The following is an 18,019-nucleotide window of genomic DNA, read 5'->3' as shown; positions in this document are numbered from 1 at the left end:
AATATTTAATAATAGCGTTACATTTACACGCTTACACCTTGCAGGTGTAAAAAACAACCTCAATAACCATGGCTAAAATTGTCGATCAACAGTACATTATAGCCATCGGCGCGTCTGCCGGCGGTTTGGAAGCTATCTCTGCCTTCTTTGATTACACACCGTTAGACTCCGTGTCTTATATCCTGATACAACATCTTTCAGCCGACTTTAAAAGCCAGATGGTTCAAATATTGGCACAACACAGCAAACTACAGGTTGTTGAAGCTATTGAAAACGTGGATATCAAAGCCAATACCGTTTACCTGATCCCAAGTAATAAATTCATGATCGTTAAAAATGGCAGGCTGATCCTTTCGGACAAAAAGGATCAGCCGCGACCACACATGACGATCGACTATTTTTTTAACTCGCTGGCTGAGGAACGTGGTAATAAGGCTATTGGCATTATTTTATCAGGTACCGGTGACGATGGGTCGAAGGGCATCCAGGCAATAAAAAAAGCTGGTGGTATCGTACTGGTACAAGATCCAAATACCGCGGGCTTTAACGGTATGCCGCTGGCCGCGATCGCTACGGATTGCGCGGATAAAATACTTTCCCCCGAAGCTATGCCCCAGGTTATCGAAGAATATGTTAATGATGGCCTGTTGGAATTACTAACCGATGAACCTGCGGGCCACATCAGCGAGGAAGAACTTGGAGAGATATTTAGCCTCATCAAAGGCAACCAGCCGTTGGATTTTAGCGATTACAAGCGACCAACCATCATCCGGCGTATCAAACGGCGGATGGTTGCAAATAATTTTAATAAGGTTAGCACTTACCGGGATTTTTTAACAAATAATACTGCTGAAATAAACTTGCTGACAAATGACTTCCTGATCAGTGTGACGTCTTTTTTCCGTGATCCCGAAGCCTTCAAGATCATCGAGGAAATTGTTATACCCGATATCATTAAAAAGAACAATGGTGATGCCTTGAAAATATGGGTGGCTGGTTGTGCCACGGGCGAGGAAGCTTACTCTATAGCTATTCTGATTAAAGAGTATTTAAACAACACTCCAAAAAATATCGAGGTTAAAATTTTTGCCTCTGATATTAGCAAAGCTGCGCTGGATACCGCTTCCAAAGGCATTTACCCGGAAAGCATTACTAAAACCGTTTCGAAAGCGAGGCTGCAGCAATTTTTTACGAAAGAAGGTACGGCCTATAAAATCAAACATGAAATCCGAAAAATGCTGATCTTCGCCCAGCATGACCTGACGAAGAACCCTCCCTATTGTAACATCGATCTGATCAGTTGCCGTAACTTGCTAATTTATCTCAATACGGCTTTACAGCAAAAAGTATTTGCATTGATACATTTCGGGCTTAAAAAAGGCGGATACCTTTTTTTGGGGCCAAGCGAGAGCGCGTCTGTGATTAAAGATGGCTTTGTAGAGATCAGCGGCAAATGGAACGTCCTGAAAAGCAATAAAACAGGAAAAGCCATCCGGTTAGATGCCTTTTCATCCCATATGATAGGCGACATAAAGACAACGACTGTAGAAGTAAATAAAAAAGACATTGTACCTGTGTCGAAATCCGAACTCACAGACCAGGTCAATTCGGCACTGCTCAAGGAGTCCGGATTTAATGGTGTTTGTACCGACGAAAATCTATCGGTCGTTCAGTCATTTGGTAATACAAAAAACTACTTAAAAAATATCAACTTCAATCATAACCTGAACGACCTGTTACCGGATCATGTTTCTATAGTGTTGAAAGCGGCTGCCCACAAGGCGCTAAAACTGGATGAGAGAGTAGTGCTCGACAGTCTTAACTTCGAAGTTTCCGATAAAGCGAAAATCAAACTGATCAATATAATAATCAGCCCCTTTTACTTAAACGGATCGGAAGAAAGGCTATTGCTGGTTTTGTTTACGGACAGCCAAACAAAAATACCGGAGAAAAACGTGATCCACATAGCGGATATTAACGAAGTTACCAAAGAGCATGTGATCAGTCTGGAGCAGGAGGTGGCCCAGCTTAAACATACGCTGGATGTAGCGCATGAACGCATCGCCTCCTCAAACGAAAATATGCAATCTTTTAACGAAGAGTTGCAATCCGCCAACGAAGAAATGCAGTCGGCAAATGAAGAAATGCAAAGCACGAACGAAGAGTTGCAATCAGTAAACGAAGAACTCCAAACGGTTAATAAGGACCACCAACTGACTATTGACGAGTTAACCGACCTGAATGATGACCTGAACAATTATTTTCGCAGCAATACTAACGGCCAATTATTTGTTGACCGGGATCTACTGCTAAAGAGATATTCGCCAGGGGCAGTGAAGCATATTAATATCCGCGAGGGCGATATTGGCCGGCCGCTCAGCAATATCACGACGAATATAAAATTTGAAACGCTGATCGATGATGTCAGGAAAGTTATTGATGATGAGGAGTCCATCACCCGCGAGGCTGAAGCAAGGGACGGAAAGATCTACCAGGTCATGACCATGCCTTATCTGAAGAAAAACAGCAAAAAAGCAGATGGGGCCATTATCAGTTTTTACGACATTACAGAACTGAAAAAGCTGTTAAAGGAACTTGACATCAGCAACCGGAGCTTAGATAACGGTAATAAAAGCCTGCTCCGGATCAATGCCGACTTAAATAATTTCGTATTTGGTGCTTCACATGATCTGAACGCGCCAATTGTGAATATAGAAATGCTGCTGGAGATACTCAATGATAAACTGGACACTAAAGATCCTGAAGTGATGGAATTATCAGGTTTAATGAATAAAGCGGTAACTAATTTTAAAGCGATCATCAGCGACCTTGCCAGGGTAGGATATATCGAATCGGAAGATACGGATGATACCCACGAAAGCTTCCCGGCAATTTTTGAAGAGATCAAAGAAATACTGTCCGAAAAGATCAAGGTTTCGAAAGCCGTTTTTCATACCGATTTCAAAATAAAAGACGTTCGGTTCGCTAAAAAGAATTTGAGAAGTATAATTCTTAACCTTATTACGAACGCTTTGAAGTTTAGCTCTCCTGACCGTATACCCGAGATAAGAATCCAAACCGAAAAAAAGGATGAGTTCATCGTATTAATGATCACAGATAACGGTATCGGCATTCCCAAAGACCAAGTAGATCAGATATTTAAGAAATACAAGCGGGTTAGTGAGACGAGCGAAGGAACGGGCATTGGATTATATTTGATTCGAAAGATAGTTAATGCTTCAGGTGGTAAAATTGAGGTGGATTGCGAAATGGGCAAAGGATGCGTTTTTAAGGTATTTTTTAAAATATAACCGTCATGCCCCCCTAATAGTTAAACGCTAAACTATCTTTTAGCAGTTAACCATATCACAAAAAGATCGGATTCCAAATAATTTACCGACCTCTCTTTTTATAATCGAAACTTATTACATTAAATATGCTTACTATAATACATGAATAATGCATTATACCCCTTAAAATTCGAACCAATCTATCAATACCGCCTTTGGGGAGGCAGAAAATTAGCGAACTTACTTTCCAAACCGCTCCCTGATGATGAACCCATAGGTGAAGCTTGGATATTGAGCGACAGGAAAGATCATGCCAGTAAGGTCATTGAAGGTGCCTTGAAGGGGTATTCCATCACTCAATTGATGAAAGAATATCCCAATGAACTCATGGGCAAACTTGCTGGCAAATTTGATTATTTTCCTCTTTTGTTGAAATTCTTGGATTGTAAGGAAGTTTTATCCGTACAGGTTCATCCTTCAGACGATCAAAAAAGCTATTTGCCTAAAGGTGACACTGGAAAAACGGAAGCCTGGGTGGTTTTAGAGACAGATAAAGATAGCCGTATATATGCCGGGCTAAAGAAAGGTACCGATCAGCAAAATTTGCGTCAGGCTATTCAAACCCATAGTGTAGCTGACAAACTTCATAGTTTTATACCAAAACCCGGGGATGCTGTATTTATTCATTCCGGCACGGTACATACGCTTGGCGGAACCGTAGTTTTTGAAGTGCAGGAAAACAGCGACGTTACTTTCCGCCTTTACGATTGGGATCGAACCGACTCTAAAACCGGAAAACCACGCGATCTCCAGGTAGATGAAGCGATGGCCTGCATTGATTTTGACCAGGTTGATATTGGGCCGGTAAAGCCGGTTACAGAAACTCATCATACGAACACCGAAAAATTATTCGATAACGAGCATTTTATATTATGGCGCATGAAATACAAGTCGCCTTTAAAGGTTGGTTTCAAAAATGAGCCGACCATTTTAGTTTGTTTGGAGGGGTCCGCAAAGGTTGTTTCAAATGCCAAACATTACCCGATCAGTAAAGGTGACGTGGTTCTGCTGCCGGCTGCTATAGGAGAATGCGACGTTCAACCCGATAACCAAATTAGTTTATTGCAAATAACCATACCTGGCAAGGATAATAACAAAAGATCATGAACCCATTCCAGCTACAACGCATCGGCACCATAATGGAGCCCGAACCGGGCAATGAATTGGAAACCGAAGGGGTACTTAACCCGGCAGCAACCCGTGGCCCGGATGGCGCCCTTTACCTTTTCCCGCGTTTGGTGGCAAAAAACAATTATTCCCGTATAGGTATAGCGAGAGTGAAATTTAATAAAACCGGGGAGCCTACTGGCGTAGAATGTTTGGGTATAGCGTTACAACCTGAAGCCGAATACGAAAAACGCCCCAACGGTGGAGGTGGCTGCGAAGATGCACGGGTAACTTATGTAGAACCTTTAGCGCATTACATCATGACCTATACCGCCTTCGGGCCGGATGGGCCGCGCATTGCTGTGGCCAGGTCAAAAGACCTTTTTAATTGGGAACGCTTAGGGCTGGTAAAGTACCTTTCATATAAGCACGTTGACTTTAATGGTATTAATAATAAAGATGCCAGCATTTTCCCTGTCGTTATTCCCAGCCCTCACGGACACCCGTCTATAGGTATGTTGCACCGCCCGCTTTTTCCAGGCACAACTCCCGAGGAAACCGTTAAACATAAGAACCGGGAAATAGATTCACATAAGGAGAGTATTTGGATCTCCTATTATAATTTAGGAGAAGACACTACCATACAATATGCCAAATTCACATCCAACCACCGTCTGGCTATACCGGTAGAACCATGGGAAAACTTGAAGATAGGTGCAGGAGCTCCCCCTTTATTAACCAAACATGGATGGCTTATTATTTATCATGGTGTACATGAGTTGGAGGGATCAACGGCTGACAAACCAAAATTGTGCTATTCTGCCGGGGTAATGGTCCTTTCGGAAAAAGATCCACAAAAAATATTGTATCGTTCGCCTAAACCTATATTAATTCCCGAATTACCAGAGGAAACGATTGGAACGATCGCCAACGTGGTGTTCCCGACCGGTATAGATCGTCGCGACGATATTGGACAACCTAACCGCATAGATGTTTACTATGGGATGGCTGATAATCGGATCGGCGTAGCCAAAATGACAATTCCCGATACTCTGCCTGGTATTATATAATAAATAGAAGGTTCAGCCTGTCAATAAACAATTAAATTATAATCAAGATGAAAGCTTTCGGAAAATTATCCTACGCCGAACAACAGGAATTCCTGAAGTTCCCTATTTATATTTCTTTACTGGCAGCTAATGAATATGGTCCGACGGACAAAGTAGATATTAAAACAGCCGTCGAATTTGATCACATGAAAACTTATACCTGCGTTCCACTGCTCAGCGGGTTTTATGCGAAAGCCGACGAGCTATTTAAAGACAATTTCACTAACCTGGATGCAGAATTGCCAAAAGGTAAGTTAGCCCGCACAGAGGCGATTAAAGCCAAGTTGGCGGAATTGGAAATATTGTTGTTAAAATTTGACAAAGACTATGCTGCCGCCATGCATCAAAGTATGAAATCATTTAAGGATCATGTGTCGTCAGCACACTGGAATGTTTTGGACAGCTTTTTATTCCCCATCCCGATAAAGGGAATTTCATCTTAGCCTATATGGAAACCTTGATTCTAAGACGTCATCTAACTTTGAATACATCAACGAACTTGCAAAGTTGGTCATAACCAATGCCGGACTTCGCCGTTACACAACCTAATAATCAATTTCAACGCTGGTAAATAATCTGTTTGGCGTTAAAATTAATTATTAAAGCTTTTGACAATTACCTGTTTTCAAATCGTCCGGTTTTTTTACTTACTACGATCTTGTAAATAATCAATTCAACAGTAGTCCCGATATCACCTTCTTTATCAACGAAGCCGTGTTCACGGGTAATTGAATCATCCATTATGTACGGTGTAATTCTGTCTGTCAACTTTTGGAGAACTTTTTGTTTTTCTTCCATTTCCGTGATCTCTTCAAACTTTCCCCAGGCGATGACACTTTCCCAGTTGGTAATTTCTTTGATGTTATCCACTTCAAAACAAACTAATGGATTCTCGCGCATCATTTCAATCTTCATCCCCTTAACAGAATGACAATAAATATCTGTACCGTCATATACATAATTTACCGGAACAATGTAGGTAACGCCAGCTGCGTGGCACCCGATTCGACCGACCAATTGATCTTTCAACAAGGCCTCTATTTGATAATCATTTAATTCTCTTAACATCTTCTCTTTTTTAGTTGTTTACTTTATTTACATGGAAAAGTTTATTACTCGCATTTTGCCTTAAGAAAATCACTTAAATGACCTTGTAGTAATGCTGAGTCATAATCGATATTATCTTCATTTTTTTCAAGTGATACCTCATCAACGGAGACGATAACGGTAAAGGCGATACCTGTTATAACTTCGGGAAATGAAATATTGATCACGTCATAAACATGCGCATATTCAATAGTTAAACCCGAATCCAGTTTTGAATTGATGTAAGGGGCAAATTCCTTTTTTAGCAGGTCGAAAAGTTCTTCTGCACTTAATGGTTTGATGTTTTTAATTGTGGTCATATCGTTGTTTGATAATAATGATTTATGTTATTGATGTTCTTTCTTTAAAGCTTCAAATCCGGAAACCACGTCAAAAAGCTCTTCGTCGATCATGCTTTGGCGCAAACTCTGGAATTTCTTCCCCAGGCTTTCCAGCATATCACTTATGCTTTTTTCCGCCCGCTGCATCGCTTCCAGGCGACTGGCATTTTCTGCCGCTAATGACTCAGTACTTGCTCTAAATACCGAAACGAACAGATAGGCATTGATAAGTGCGCTTAGAGTTGTCACCGTATTGCCAATAACTTCGGGTATAGTATTTGTCGGCCATTGTATAGCCATCAGATCCTGCATCCATTTTTCGTCAAGCGGCAATAACCTTTGCAAAACCGGCTCATAGCTCGACCCTCTTTCGGGCTGATTATGAAATACATAAAACTGCTTTATATGCCTGGTTTCACGAATTTCCTCAATTTCGATCAAAAGACTTTGAATTAACGGCGTAACGGCATCAATAGAAACAGGAACAGCGTAAGACTTCGTAATATTAAGCCCTGCGTCTGCTAAAAGCGCCTGGATACGTTCGCCGATCACCCAAATTTCCTTTTTACCGGTAATAACATTCAAAGATTGTTGCACGAAACCGGATAGCAGGTCATTGAACTGGCCTACCAGCCCAAGATCCGATCCGAAGACAATAACACAAACTGTTCGATCTTCATCTTTTCCGGCTCCCGGCTTTTCAATTACCGTTTGTATTTTTTCCGCTTTTAAATAAGCCTTAATACCCAGTGTAACGGTATGATAGTAATCGCCAAGTGAAGCTACCGCCGCCTCATATTGTGAAATATTGGCAGCAGCCATCGCCTTCATGGCTTTAACAACAGATTTGATATCTTTTGCACCATCCAATTTCCGGTTCAGATCTTCCAGCGTATCCATTACTTCGAGGGTTTATCAGGTTCTGGTTTATCCGGCTCTGGTTTATCCGCTTCCGGCTTTTCGTTAAAAGGAGCAAGAAGTTCGCCGGCGATTTTCAGGATCGTATCATGGTCTGCGTCGTTTAAAGGTTTGTCATCAAAAAGCCGTTTGAACATCTCCGCAGGAAATCGTCCCATATCTTTAAGAATAACCGCTTCGGCATCGGCGATCTTATCTACGGGTATAGCATCAAAAAGCCCATTCGTTAAAGCCAATAATATGACTATTTGTTCTGAAACTGTTAAGGGATGCAATTCGTTTTGTTTGAGGCAACTTCGGATACGCAGGCCATGATCGATCACTTTTTTAGTATTTTTATCCAGACGGGTGCCAAAGCGAGAAAAGTTTTCCAGCTCTTCAAATTGCGCGTATTGTAATTTCAAGCTGACAATAGATTTGTAAGCGGGTAACTGCGCAGCAGACCCGACACGGGAAACTGATTTACCAACATCAACTGCCGGTAAATTCCCGGCTTCAAATAGTTTGGGCGATAGATAGATCTGTCCATCGGTAATAGAGATCAGATTGGTTGGGATATAGGCGGAGATATTTTGCGCTTCAGTTTCGATAATAGGTAAGGCCGTCAGCGATCCGCCTTTTAATTGAGCACTAAGGTGCGTAGCCCGTTCCAGCAACCTGGAGTGAATATAAAAAATATCACCCGGAAATGCTTCTCGTCCGGGTGGTCTGCGTAACAGCAGCGAAAGTTCACGATAGGCCCGCGCGTGATGCGTCAGATCATCATATACAATGAGTACGTTACGGCCTTCTTCCATAAAATATTCGGCTATGCTGGTTGCCGCGTAAGGAGCAATATATTTCAATCCCGCAGCATGGTTACCTTCGGCCACCATAACTACGGTATAATCCATAGCACCTTTTTGTTCCAGGTTGGCGATAACCTTGGCGACGGCGGCAGCGCGTTGCCCAATAGCACAGTATATGCAAACCACATCTTTTCCTTGCTGGTTAAGTATGGTATCAATTGCTATTTGTGTTTTGCCGGTTTGCCGGTCGCCCACGATCAGTTCACGCTGGCCACGGCCAATTGGAATTAGTGCGTCAATAACTTTTACTCCGGTTTGTAAAGGCGCATTTACGGCTGTTCGGTCCATGATAGCGTGCGAAGGCCGTTCAATGGGTAACCTTTTGTTGGTTGCGATATTGCCTTTCCCATCAATGGGTATCCCCATGGGATCAATTACCCGGCCGATCAAATGGTCGCCTACAGGGATGTCCATTACCCGTCCGGTACGCTCTACTTCGTCTCCGGCATTCAATAAGGTATCTTCACCAAGCAGGATAACGCCGATCTCATCTTCATCCAAATTATAGGCAATGCCGTACAGGTCTTCCGAAAATTTAAGCAGTTCTTCAAAGCCGGCACCTTCAAGTCCCGAAATTTTTACAATACCCGTGGCCACGCTGGTCACATAGCCAACCTCGCGGGGTGCGAATGCGAATACGTGCTCCGCCAAACCCTTATCCAGCTGGTGGAAAGTGTCGGTTATACTATTTTTTAAAGTACTTGAAGGCATATTGTTATTACTTTACAGCTTGATGAGTTTTGTTTATTGTCGTCGCTACACTCTTTTCCAGTGAATTAACATACGCGGCTAAACTCCAGGATAGTTTGTACCCATTAGCTGCCAGTTCGATCCCGCTGATCATTTTAGGATCCGTCTTAAACTTATATTTAACTTCATCTCCAAGTATATCCGCAATTGCGGATCGTATGCTTTTGTGATCCTTTTCAGCTAAGTCATAAGCACTTTTAATCGTTATCGGGGCCGAATCCGAATGGAAAGCGTCGATGAACTGTTTTTTATCTTTGTCAGTGATCGCTTTTATCTTCTTGATAAAAACATGAACGGATTGTTCTTCAAGGTCAGTTGAAGCCAATTCGGCGAGGGCTTTTTTTGCGATAGCGAAAACCTCATCCTGTGTTTTCTTTGAGATCTCATCGCTCAAATTTTCTTGTAATTCCTTTGATGCTGCTTCCAGTTTTTCTTTTACACCCGCAGCTTCCTCTTTTGCAGCATCCAAAAGCTTTTCCCGTTCCTTATCAGCATCTGATGTTGCCTGGTCCACTAGCTTTTTTTTGTGCTTATCAAAATCGTTGTTTTTTTGTTTAAACTCATCCTGTTCTTTCTGTGCCTCAGTCATTTTGCTTTTGGCGTCCGCAAGCTCAGCAGCTATCTTTTTTTCGCGCTCATCAATAGCCGCCAGAATAGGCTTATAGAGATATTTTTTCATAAGCCAAACCAGCACCAGGAAATTGACGATCTGCGCGATTACCGTAAACCAATTAATTTGCATGGTGTGTTATTTAGCAATAATGTGTGTCCAGAATGGGTTTGCAAAGATCAGGATCATGGAAACCACGAAACAATAAATAGCCGTGGATTCGATCATGGCCAGGCCAACAAACAGGGTCCTGGTTATGGTGGGCGCCGCGTCCGGCTGTTGCGCTATGGAACTTAAAGCGGTTGCTACCGCCTTACCTTCACTTAATGCCGGGAACATACAACCGATGCCTGTTGTAAGGCCGGCTGTAATAATTGATGCTACTGCTATTACTGATACATTATCCATTTTTATCTATTTAATTGGTGCTTTTATTTACTAATTTTTTCTTTTTGATGCTTTCCTGTACCGCTGCCGCGATATAAACCGTAGCCAGGATACTAAAGATATAGGCCTGTACCATCCCGGTAAGGAGGCCAAGGGCCTTCATGACAATAGGAATAAATAAAGGAGATATGCTTAACAAAATGGCGATGATCATTCCACCGCTCATAATATTCCCAAATAACCTGATGGCCAGTGCCAGCGTTCTTGATAATTCGCTAATGATATTGAAAGGCAACATGATGAAAGTCGGCTTAATGTAGGTCTTCAGAAAGGCGAAGAAGCCGCTCTTTTGAATGCCAAAAAAAGGCACGGCCAAAAACACGGCGATCGCCAATGCGGCAGTGGTGGAAAGGGAACCTGTCGGCGGCTGATACCAGGGTAAAACGATCCAGAAGTTACACATGGCAATGAATAGAAAAAGTGTACCGATAAAGCCAATGTATTGTTCGGGGTTTTCGAGCCCGACTTCTTTGATCTGTTCATTGATGCCCGTTACGATCATTTCGAGGATACACTGCCATCGGGAAATTTTATGCGTAGTTTTCAACTTGCGCGTAATCAGTATGGCACCGATCACCATAAATAACATAACACCCCACGTAGTGACGATGGTGAGGTTGATGGTGATAAAACCATTGCTCCAAAATATGGTCTGATCTGGCGTTAAATTCATAATGGGCTGCTTTCTGTTACGATAACTTGCTTTTGCTCGATCTGCCTGGTGAGCCTTAAAATTAAAAGGCGGCCCGCAATAAACCCGGCGACACTTACCAGTAATCGTAACAAACTGCCCTGGGCCATGAAATAAAACCCGGTTAATACAATACCCGTTCTTATCAGTGAGCTTCCCAAAAGCCATAATGCAACGTATGGCGAACCTAAAGTTCTTTTTACAGTCAGCCATAAACCGCCAAAAAACAGGATGCCTAATATCAATCCGCCTATTAATGCTACTACTATCATCATCAAATTATTTTATACTATTTATCTTCTTTTATTACCCAATTCCAGGCGATAATACAACCTACCACCAAGCCTGTTATCAGGCAGGTTACTGTCCATGAGAAGGATTGGGGATAATTTTTATCCAGCCAAATTCCGCCCATTGTGCTCAAAAAAGTTGGCGCGGTAACCGACCAGCCAACCATACCGAACATGCCGAAACCAAACCACTCCGCTCTTTTTTTTTCGTCGAGGGCCTTTAATTTTCTTTTTTCCTTAGTCGAGATCATCCGGCCAAAAAAGTCGGCCTCATTTTCCGGTTGTGCCATTTTATAGCTGTTGAAATTTCTTTAGCCTGGAAAGAAACCCACTTTCCAGTTGTGAGGCCATATGCCGAACTTTTTCTTCATTTTCATCTGCATTCTTAAACTCATTTTTTACCGTTTCGGCTAATTTTCCTAACTCAACGCCGCCAACCGCATGTCTAACGGAAACCAGTACCTGCGACCCGGCTTTTACAAAAAGGCCTTCGTCCACGGCTAAATAATGTACCTTGTCTGTTTTGTAACTGAAAATACCAGGGACTAGTATCGCAACGCAATCCAGTCTTTGCGGCAGAAAGCCGACCGACCCCTCGATTGTCTCTGCAACGATGTTACTGACGTTTTTTACGTCGGCAAAAACTTTATAGGGAAGTAATATCTTAAGGTCCATATTTTTCGTTTCTATTTGATCACAGGTTTTGCGGCAACCGGGCCGTCCTTATTGACGTCTTTATTCTTTATAGCTTCGTCTATATTTCCGATCATGTAAAAAGCATTTTCAGGCAAGTCTTTAAATTCGTCTGCCAAAATACGTTCACAACCGTCGAGCGCATCTTTCAAGCTAACCACTTCTCCTTTTACGCCACTAAATTGTTCGGTAGCAAAAAAGGGTTGTGTTAAAAACCGCTCCAGCCGTCTGGCGCGGTTTACAACGAGCCTGTCGCCTGTTGACAATTGCTCCATACCCAGCATAGAAATAATATCCTTCAGGTCTTCATATTGTGCCAGCGTTTGCCGGATCTGCTGGGCGAGCTGGTAATGCCGGTCGCCAATAATTCCCGGCGTAGCCATTTTTGAATTAGATTGCAGAAAATCAATAGATGGATAAAGGCCTTCGCTGGCCCTTTCGCGCGAAAGCACAATAGTTGCCGAAAGGTGCGAAAACGCATGAACGGCAGCCGGATCAGTTAGGTCATCGGCCGGTACATATACCGCCTGTATAGAAGTAATTGCCCCGGCATCTGTATTAGCTATCCTTTCCTCAAGGGCCGATAATTCCGTCTCCAGCGTAGGCTGATAACCCAAACGCGACGGCATTTGCCCCATTAAGCCTGAGACTTCCATGCCCGCCTGGATAAACCGGAAGATATTATCGATCAATAATAAAACATCTTTATGCTCATCATCCCGAAAATATTCGGCCATTGTTAAAGCTGCATGGCCAACCCGGAAACGGGCGCCTGGCGGCTCGTTCATCTGCCCAAACATCATGATCATATTTTTAAGCAGCCCGGCATCTTTCATTGCTTCGTATAGCTCATTACCTTCACGGCAGCGTTCGCCTATACCGCAAAACATGCTAACTCCTTTATTCTGGCCCACCATATTGTGGATCATCTCTGTTAATAAAACTGTTTTGCCTACGCCTGCTCCGCCGAATAAACCGGCTTTGCCGCCACGTTCCAACGGTATCAATACATCTATCGCCTTAATACCTGTTTCAAAAACCTGCGAATTTGTCGCCCTTTTATCTAACGGTGGGGGGGATTGGTGGATATTCCGTTTTTCGCCTTTTGCCAATGGTTTTAAATGGTCGATGGTGTTTCCGAACACATCGAACATCCTGCCAAGCGTACGTTCACCAACAGGAACCATCAATTCGTTTCCGTCAGTTTCTATTTGCATACCCCGCGCAAGGCCCTGGGTAGGTGTTAGCGCTATTCCCCTTACGGTATGCTCATCCAATTGTGAAAGCACTTCGATGGCAATTTCCCGTTGTTCGCCTGCATGGAGCAGGGCATAAACGGCAGGTAACGGATGCTCAAAGCGGGCATCTATAACGCTGCCCCGTACCGAAACAATTTTTCCGCAATTCAATTTATCATCCGTATGTTTTAGAATAGCCTTCATTTTTTGGGTTGGGATTATTGGAATAGCTTTTCCTTTATATTTTTAGGCGTGGCCGGATAAACAAAGTCACAAGCGTGTGATAAAGCCTTGCCATCTTTGTGCTTATAATCGCAACGCTTCAGTAAATGCGTGATCAGGTTGATATGGGTGTCGTCTTTATCATCAGCACTAACGATAAACCAGGGGGCATGTTTAAAATCGGTTTTGAGCAGCATTTCATCCCTCGCATCGGAGTAATTTTTCCAATGTTTGGTCGCAGCCTCGTCAATCGGGCTTATTTTCCACTGTTTAAGCGGGTCTTTTTCACGTTCATCAAACCTCTTTTCCTGTTCTTTCTTACTGATATCGAGGTAGTATTTCACAATAATAAAACCGGCGTTAACCAGCATTTCCTCGAATAATTCAACTTCTTTAAAAAATGATTTATATTGTTGATGAGTGCAAAACTTCATTACCTTTTCTACTCCTGCACGGTTATACCAACTTCTGTTGAACAGAACCAATTCTCCTGAGGCAGGCAAATGCGCGATGTATCGCTGAAAATACCAATCCTTTTCCTGATGGTCAGACGGTTTTCCTAATGCCACCACGATCGTTTCGCGCGGGCTTAAATGCTTAACGATCCTTTTGATCGTACCGTCCTTCCCGGCTGCATCTCTTCCTTCTAAAATGACAAGTAATTTAAGTCCGGACGCGATGATCTCCTTTTGCAACTTGACCAATTCGACGTAAAGGCCGTGCAATATATCTTTATCCTTCATTAATTGACTGTTTGAACTTGCGGGTAATCGGCCTCTTTAAAAAGAATGCTTTTGTCAACAACAGAGGAGGTTATATCAAGGTGTATTTTATTTTCGCTCCAATTTATTTCTTTAACGTGTGCTACCGGGATCAATACTTTTTTGCCTCCGAACCAGTTATGAGTATCTATAACGATAAATTTAATTTGCCAGGTTTGATCATCAACGATAAAATCAATGATATGGCCGATCTCTCCGTTGGTCGTATGAATATGGTAGCCTATTATGCTTCCCGTGCTGCGTAAATGGATGTCGTCGTCAGTATGTTTATCCTGTTTGTCGGCTTCAATTAAAACCTTTTGATCTAAAACCGGGAACGGCATACTCACTCCTAGGGAACCGCCACCGTAAAAGCCGCTTCCCCAATAGCTTTCCCATTGGTAATGGCCATATAGTTCTATTTCCTGCTGACGCGATACCGGTTTATCGGTATCAATATCCGGGCTGTTTTCGATCTGTTTCTTTGCTAAATTAACTGGGAAGAAACCATCTTGCCAGGGTTGTTTAAGAAGGACATGCGGCGCGATCAATACCTTTCGTCCGGATAGCCAGTTACCGGTTTTAACAACCAGGTATCGTATTTTCCAGCTTTTATCATCAAAGTAAAATTCTTCCACTTCGCCGACTATACAATCGGTTGCCGCGAGGTTATAATTTATTATGCTTTTAATATTGCGTTGCATGTTTTTTGATTTATGTATGCCGATAGTCAAATTTCAAGTTACCACTTAGATAATAAATGATAGCAGAGGTCTGAAAAAGTGAGTTTAATCAGTTTATCCGACTTCCCTGGTTTTAAAAGTCAGTTACCACTAATCATTTTTTTCTTTTCCTGGTATTCGTCATTACTGATTAGACCAGAAGCAAAACGTTTGTTCAGTATATCTAGAGGAGAGTCTTTTCTTGTCCGCTGGCCGGGAATGTTGTAAGGTGTTGCGAATATCCAAAGGATCATGACCATCCAGATGATCCACCAAACGAAGTTCATACCACCAAAGTTGTTATAAAACATAATTTTAAATGTGAGTCAATAAATACAATGCAAAGGTGGGGGCTAGAGATTGTAGAGGGTTACGCAATTCTTAGAATAAGTTACATCATTCACACCTTTGATGTTAAAGCTGATAATTGGTGTGAATGATGTAACTTTTAAGGCAAGTTATGTAACTGCTATGAATTGAAAATCTGAAACTTTGCACATGCATTTAAATGCTGCACTGCGAACACTAATACATATTCCATGATCGAAAATCTTATTCCTCCAATATACCGTTCCGAAAAAACGCTTAAAAGATCGATTGCAAAAACGTTCAGTTACAGGGTGATCGTAGTTGTACTAGATTTTATCGCTGTTTACCTGTTTACCGGAAAATTAAAAACCGCATTGGGCTTCACCATTGTTAGCAACATCTATACTACCATTATTTATTTCTTTCACGAACGGATTTGGGACAAAATAAAGTGGGGCAAAAAAGTATATGTAAAACCTATTGAACAATAATTAGCACTGTACGTGCTAAACGGTCTTTACTTTTAGCAAACTGGCATTTACGGCAACTACAACGGTACTTACTGTCATTAAAATTGCACCTACTGCCGGGCTTAATACTACACCCTGGTTATAAAGTACCCCCGCGGCCAGCGGTAGGGCAATAACATTGTATCCTGTGGCCCAAACCAAATTTTGGATCATTTTACGATAAGTAGCCTTGCCGAATAGAATAAGATTGACAACATCATCAGGATTGCTGTTCACAAGGACGATTCCGGCAGTGTTTGCCGCGATATCACTTCCCGAACCAACCGCGATACCAATGTCTGCCTGAGCAAGTGCCGGGGCATCGTTTATCCCGTCACCTGTCATGGCGACAAATTCTCCCTTTGACTGTAATTCTTTGATCTTCGCCAATTTTTGATCCGGCAAAACACCGGCTAAAAAACTATCCATTCCTAAAGTTTTACTCACACTCTCCGCTACTTTAGTGTTATCGCCTGTAAGCAAGATGGATCTGATGTTGTTTTCCTTTAACTTTTTAATGGCTCCGGCAGATTCAGGTCTGACTTCATCGGATAAAGCAATATAGCCTACAAGTTTTTTATCAATGATCACAAAAACGACTGTCTCCGTATCATTGGATTTAAACCCCTCGGGTACATCGATATGTTTTTCTTTCAGATAACCGGGACTAACAACCAGTACCTTTTTGCCTTCAACCATCGCTTCAACACCTTGCCCGGTAATAGCTTTAAAGTTTTCGGCCGATGGGGCAGTTAATTTAAGGTCAACTGCTTTTTGCAAAATCCCTGTCGCAATAGGGTGTTCTGATTTTTGCTCCAGCGCCGCCGACAGCCGGATGATATCATTTTCCTTAAGCTCTTTATTTAAGGACACTACTTTCGATACTTCAAATTTTCCGATAGTCAGTGTGCCGGTTTTATCAAATACCACAGTAGTGATTTTCCTTGAATTTTCAAATGCTGTCCGGTCTTTGATCAACAGGCCATTTTTGGCAGATAAGGCGGTTGATTTGGCAACCAATAATGGCACAGCCAGCCCTAACGCATGGGGACAGCATATCACAATAACCGTCACCATCCTTTCCATCGCAAATGCTAATGGATGTCCCGTCAGATACCAAAACAAGAACGTGGTAATACCAGTCCCTAAAGCGATAAATGTCAACCATTTGGCGGCAGTATCTGCCATTAATTGCGTTTTAGATTTTGAATTTTGGGCATCATCGACCAATTTGACCACCTGTGACAAATAAGAATCCTTTGCCGCGTGTGATACCGTAACTTTAAAGGAACCATTGCCGTTAATTGATCCGGCAATAACTTTATCGCCTTTGAGTTTTTTAACCGGTTTTGACTCCCCGGTGAGCATCGATTCATTAACATAACTTTCACCTTCGGCGATGATGCCGTCAGCCGCCACTTTTTCTCCGGGCTTAATAACAATAACATCTCCTTCTTTCAGCGTATCTGTTGTCACATCGTGTACCTTTCCGTCTTTTTCAAGGTGTGCATCGGCAGGCATTAACTGTATTAACAATTCCAGGTCTTTTGATGCACCCATTATAGAGCGCATTTCAATCCAATGTCCTAAAAGCATGATCAGGATAAGCGTATCCAACTCCCAGAAAAAATCCATCCCTTTTAGTCCAAAGACAATGGCTACGCTATAGGCATAAGCAACGGTGATTGCAAAGCCTACCAAAAACATCATGCCCGGATTTTTACTCTTTATTTCTTCTACAAGGCCTTTGAAAAAAGGCCAGCCTCCATAAACAAAAACAATTGTAGCGAGTACAAATAAAATATAAGAAGACCCATTGAACGACCAGTTTACCCCGATGAAGTGCTGGATCATTGTGGATAAAAGCATGATGGGCAGGGTAAGAACCAGCACTACGTAAAAGCGTTTCTTAAAATCTGCTATCATCATCGCATGGTGATCATGCCCGTTCATCTGCATGTGAGGATCCGCCTTACCGGGTTGTTTATCTGCTGAATGTTGATGTTCCATATTTTATA

The 18,019-nt window shown here is 42.3% G+C and carries 20 protein-coding genes; 5 read left to right on the top strand and 15 right to left on the bottom strand.

The annotated features are described in order from the left end of the window. Positions 1-68 precede the first annotated feature (68 nt). From ABIB50_RS12750 to ABIB50_RS12735, 4 genes are all read left to right on the top strand, one after another. On the top strand, positions 69-3,311 hold the full coding sequence (locus ABIB50_RS12750; protein ID WP_429380112.1) for a chemotaxis protein CheB: 3,243 nt from the start codon (positions 69-71) through the stop codon (positions 3,309-3,311). A gap of 141 nt (positions 3,312-3,452) precedes the next feature. Then, complete coding sequence (locus tag ABIB50_RS12745) at positions 3,453-4,457, top strand: type I phosphomannose isomerase catalytic subunit (RefSeq protein WP_429380111.1); 1,005 nt, start codon at positions 3,453-3,455, stop codon at positions 4,455-4,457. Continuing rightward, positions 4,454-5,527 (top strand): glycoside hydrolase family 130 protein, encoded by a 1,074-nt coding sequence (locus ABIB50_RS12740; protein ID WP_429380110.1) that lies wholly within the window; start codon positions 4,454-4,456, stop codon positions 5,525-5,527. The genes ABIB50_RS12745 and ABIB50_RS12740 overlap by 4 nt, the downstream gene beginning before the upstream one ends. Positions 5,528-5,574: 47 nt before the next feature. Beyond that, positions 5,575-6,009, top strand: coding sequence for a hypothetical protein (locus tag ABIB50_RS12735; protein WP_429380109.1), 435 nt, complete (start codon positions 5,575-5,577; stop codon positions 6,007-6,009). A 172-nt stretch (positions 6,010-6,181) separates the two neighbouring features. Here the strand turns inward: ABIB50_RS12735 and ABIB50_RS12730 are convergent, their stop codons facing one another. The 14 genes from ABIB50_RS12730 to ABIB50_RS12665 all read right to left on the bottom strand — a co-directional run bounded on the left by ABIB50_RS12730 (position 6,182) and on the right by ABIB50_RS12665 (position 15,437). Continuing rightward, positions 6,182-6,634 (bottom strand): pyridoxamine 5'-phosphate oxidase family protein, encoded by a 453-nt coding sequence (locus ABIB50_RS12730; RefSeq protein WP_429380108.1) that lies wholly within the window; start codon positions 6,632-6,634, stop codon positions 6,182-6,184. A gap of 44 nt (positions 6,635-6,678) precedes the next feature. After that, positions 6,679-6,972, bottom strand: a complete 294-nt coding sequence (locus tag ABIB50_RS12725) for a hypothetical protein (protein WP_429380107.1) — start codon at positions 6,970-6,972, stop codon at positions 6,679-6,681. Positions 6,973-6,999: 27 nt separating this feature from the next. Next, positions 7,000-7,893: a F0F1 ATP synthase subunit gamma gene (locus tag ABIB50_RS12720; RefSeq protein ID WP_429380106.1), complete on the bottom strand. Its 894-nt coding sequence runs from the start codon at positions 7,891-7,893 to the stop codon at positions 7,000-7,002. Then, positions 7,893-9,470, bottom strand: coding sequence for an alternate F1F0 ATPase, F1 subunit alpha (locus ABIB50_RS12715; RefSeq protein ID WP_429380105.1), 1,578 nt, complete (start codon positions 9,468-9,470; stop codon positions 7,893-7,895). Before ABIB50_RS12715 ends, ABIB50_RS12720 begins: the two co-directional genes overlap by 1 nt. A gap of 7 nt (positions 9,471-9,477) precedes the next feature. Next, positions 9,478-10,251: a F0F1 ATP synthase subunit B gene (locus ABIB50_RS12710; RefSeq protein WP_429380104.1), complete on the bottom strand. Its 774-nt coding sequence runs from the start codon at positions 10,249-10,251 to the stop codon at positions 9,478-9,480. 6 nt (positions 10,252-10,257) lie between these two features. Continuing rightward, on the bottom strand, positions 10,258-10,527 hold the full coding sequence (locus ABIB50_RS12705; protein WP_128532102.1) for a F0F1 ATP synthase subunit C: 270 nt from the start codon (positions 10,525-10,527) through the stop codon (positions 10,258-10,260). A 10-nt stretch (positions 10,528-10,537) separates the two neighbouring features. After that, positions 10,538-11,239, bottom strand: a complete 702-nt coding sequence (locus tag ABIB50_RS12700; RefSeq protein WP_429380103.1) for a F0F1 ATP synthase subunit A — start codon at positions 11,237-11,239, stop codon at positions 10,538-10,540. After that, positions 11,236-11,532 (bottom strand): ATP synthase subunit I, encoded by a 297-nt coding sequence (locus ABIB50_RS12695; protein WP_429380102.1) that lies wholly within the window; start codon positions 11,530-11,532, stop codon positions 11,236-11,238. Before ABIB50_RS12695 ends, ABIB50_RS12700 begins: the two co-directional genes overlap by 4 nt. A 14-nt stretch (positions 11,533-11,546) precedes the next feature. After that, entirely contained in the window at positions 11,547-11,837 is a 291-nt protein-coding gene (locus tag ABIB50_RS12690; protein ID WP_348080953.1) for an AtpZ/AtpI family protein, read from the bottom strand. Position 11,838: 1 nt separating this feature from the next. After that, complete coding sequence (locus ABIB50_RS12685) at positions 11,839-12,222, bottom strand: F0F1 ATP synthase subunit epsilon (RefSeq protein WP_429380101.1); 384 nt, start codon at positions 12,220-12,222, stop codon at positions 11,839-11,841. Between the two features lie 11 nt (positions 12,223-12,233). Beyond that, positions 12,234-13,682: a F0F1 ATP synthase subunit beta gene (gene atpD, locus ABIB50_RS12680; RefSeq protein WP_429380100.1), complete on the bottom strand. Its 1,449-nt coding sequence runs from the start codon at positions 13,680-13,682 to the stop codon at positions 12,234-12,236. A gap of 14 nt (positions 13,683-13,696) precedes the next feature. Then, positions 13,697-14,443 carry a polyphosphate kinase 2 gene (ppk2, locus tag ABIB50_RS12675; protein ID WP_429380099.1) on the bottom strand — a complete coding sequence of 249 codons (747 nt, stop codon included), beginning with the start codon at positions 14,441-14,443 and terminating at the stop codon, positions 13,697-13,699. Then, a complete protein-coding gene (locus ABIB50_RS12670; protein ID WP_429380098.1) occupies positions 14,443-15,165 on the bottom strand; it encodes a PRC-barrel domain-containing protein in 723 nt (240 codons plus the stop codon). The genes ppk2 and ABIB50_RS12670 overlap by 1 nt, the downstream gene beginning before the upstream one ends. Positions 15,166-15,284: 119 nt before the next feature. After that, positions 15,285-15,437, bottom strand: a complete 153-nt coding sequence (locus tag ABIB50_RS12665; RefSeq protein ID WP_429380245.1) for an SHOCT domain-containing protein — start codon at positions 15,435-15,437, stop codon at positions 15,285-15,287. 285 nt (positions 15,438-15,722) lie between these two features. Between ABIB50_RS12665 and ABIB50_RS12660 the strand changes: the two genes are divergently transcribed. Further along, the gene (locus tag ABIB50_RS12660; protein ID WP_429380097.1) at positions 15,723-15,983 is read left to right on the top strand and encodes a DUF2061 domain-containing protein; all 261 of its coding nucleotides are present in this window, start codon (positions 15,723-15,725) and stop codon (positions 15,981-15,983) included. Positions 15,984-15,998: 15 nt separating this feature from the next. On the opposite strand, the gene ABIB50_RS12655 is transcribed toward ABIB50_RS12660, so the two are convergent. Then, positions 15,999-18,011 (bottom strand): copper-translocating P-type ATPase, encoded by a 2,013-nt coding sequence (locus tag ABIB50_RS12655; RefSeq protein WP_429380096.1) that lies wholly within the window; start codon positions 18,009-18,011, stop codon positions 15,999-16,001. Positions 18,012-18,019: the final 8 nt, after the last annotated feature.

Source organism: Mucilaginibacter sp. UYCu711 (assembly GCF_050433825.1).
GTDB lineage: Bacteria > Bacteroidota > Bacteroidia > Sphingobacteriales > Sphingobacteriaceae > Mucilaginibacter.
Note: the sequence above shows the minus strand (reverse complement) of the source record. Positions and strands in the feature narration are given on the sequence as shown.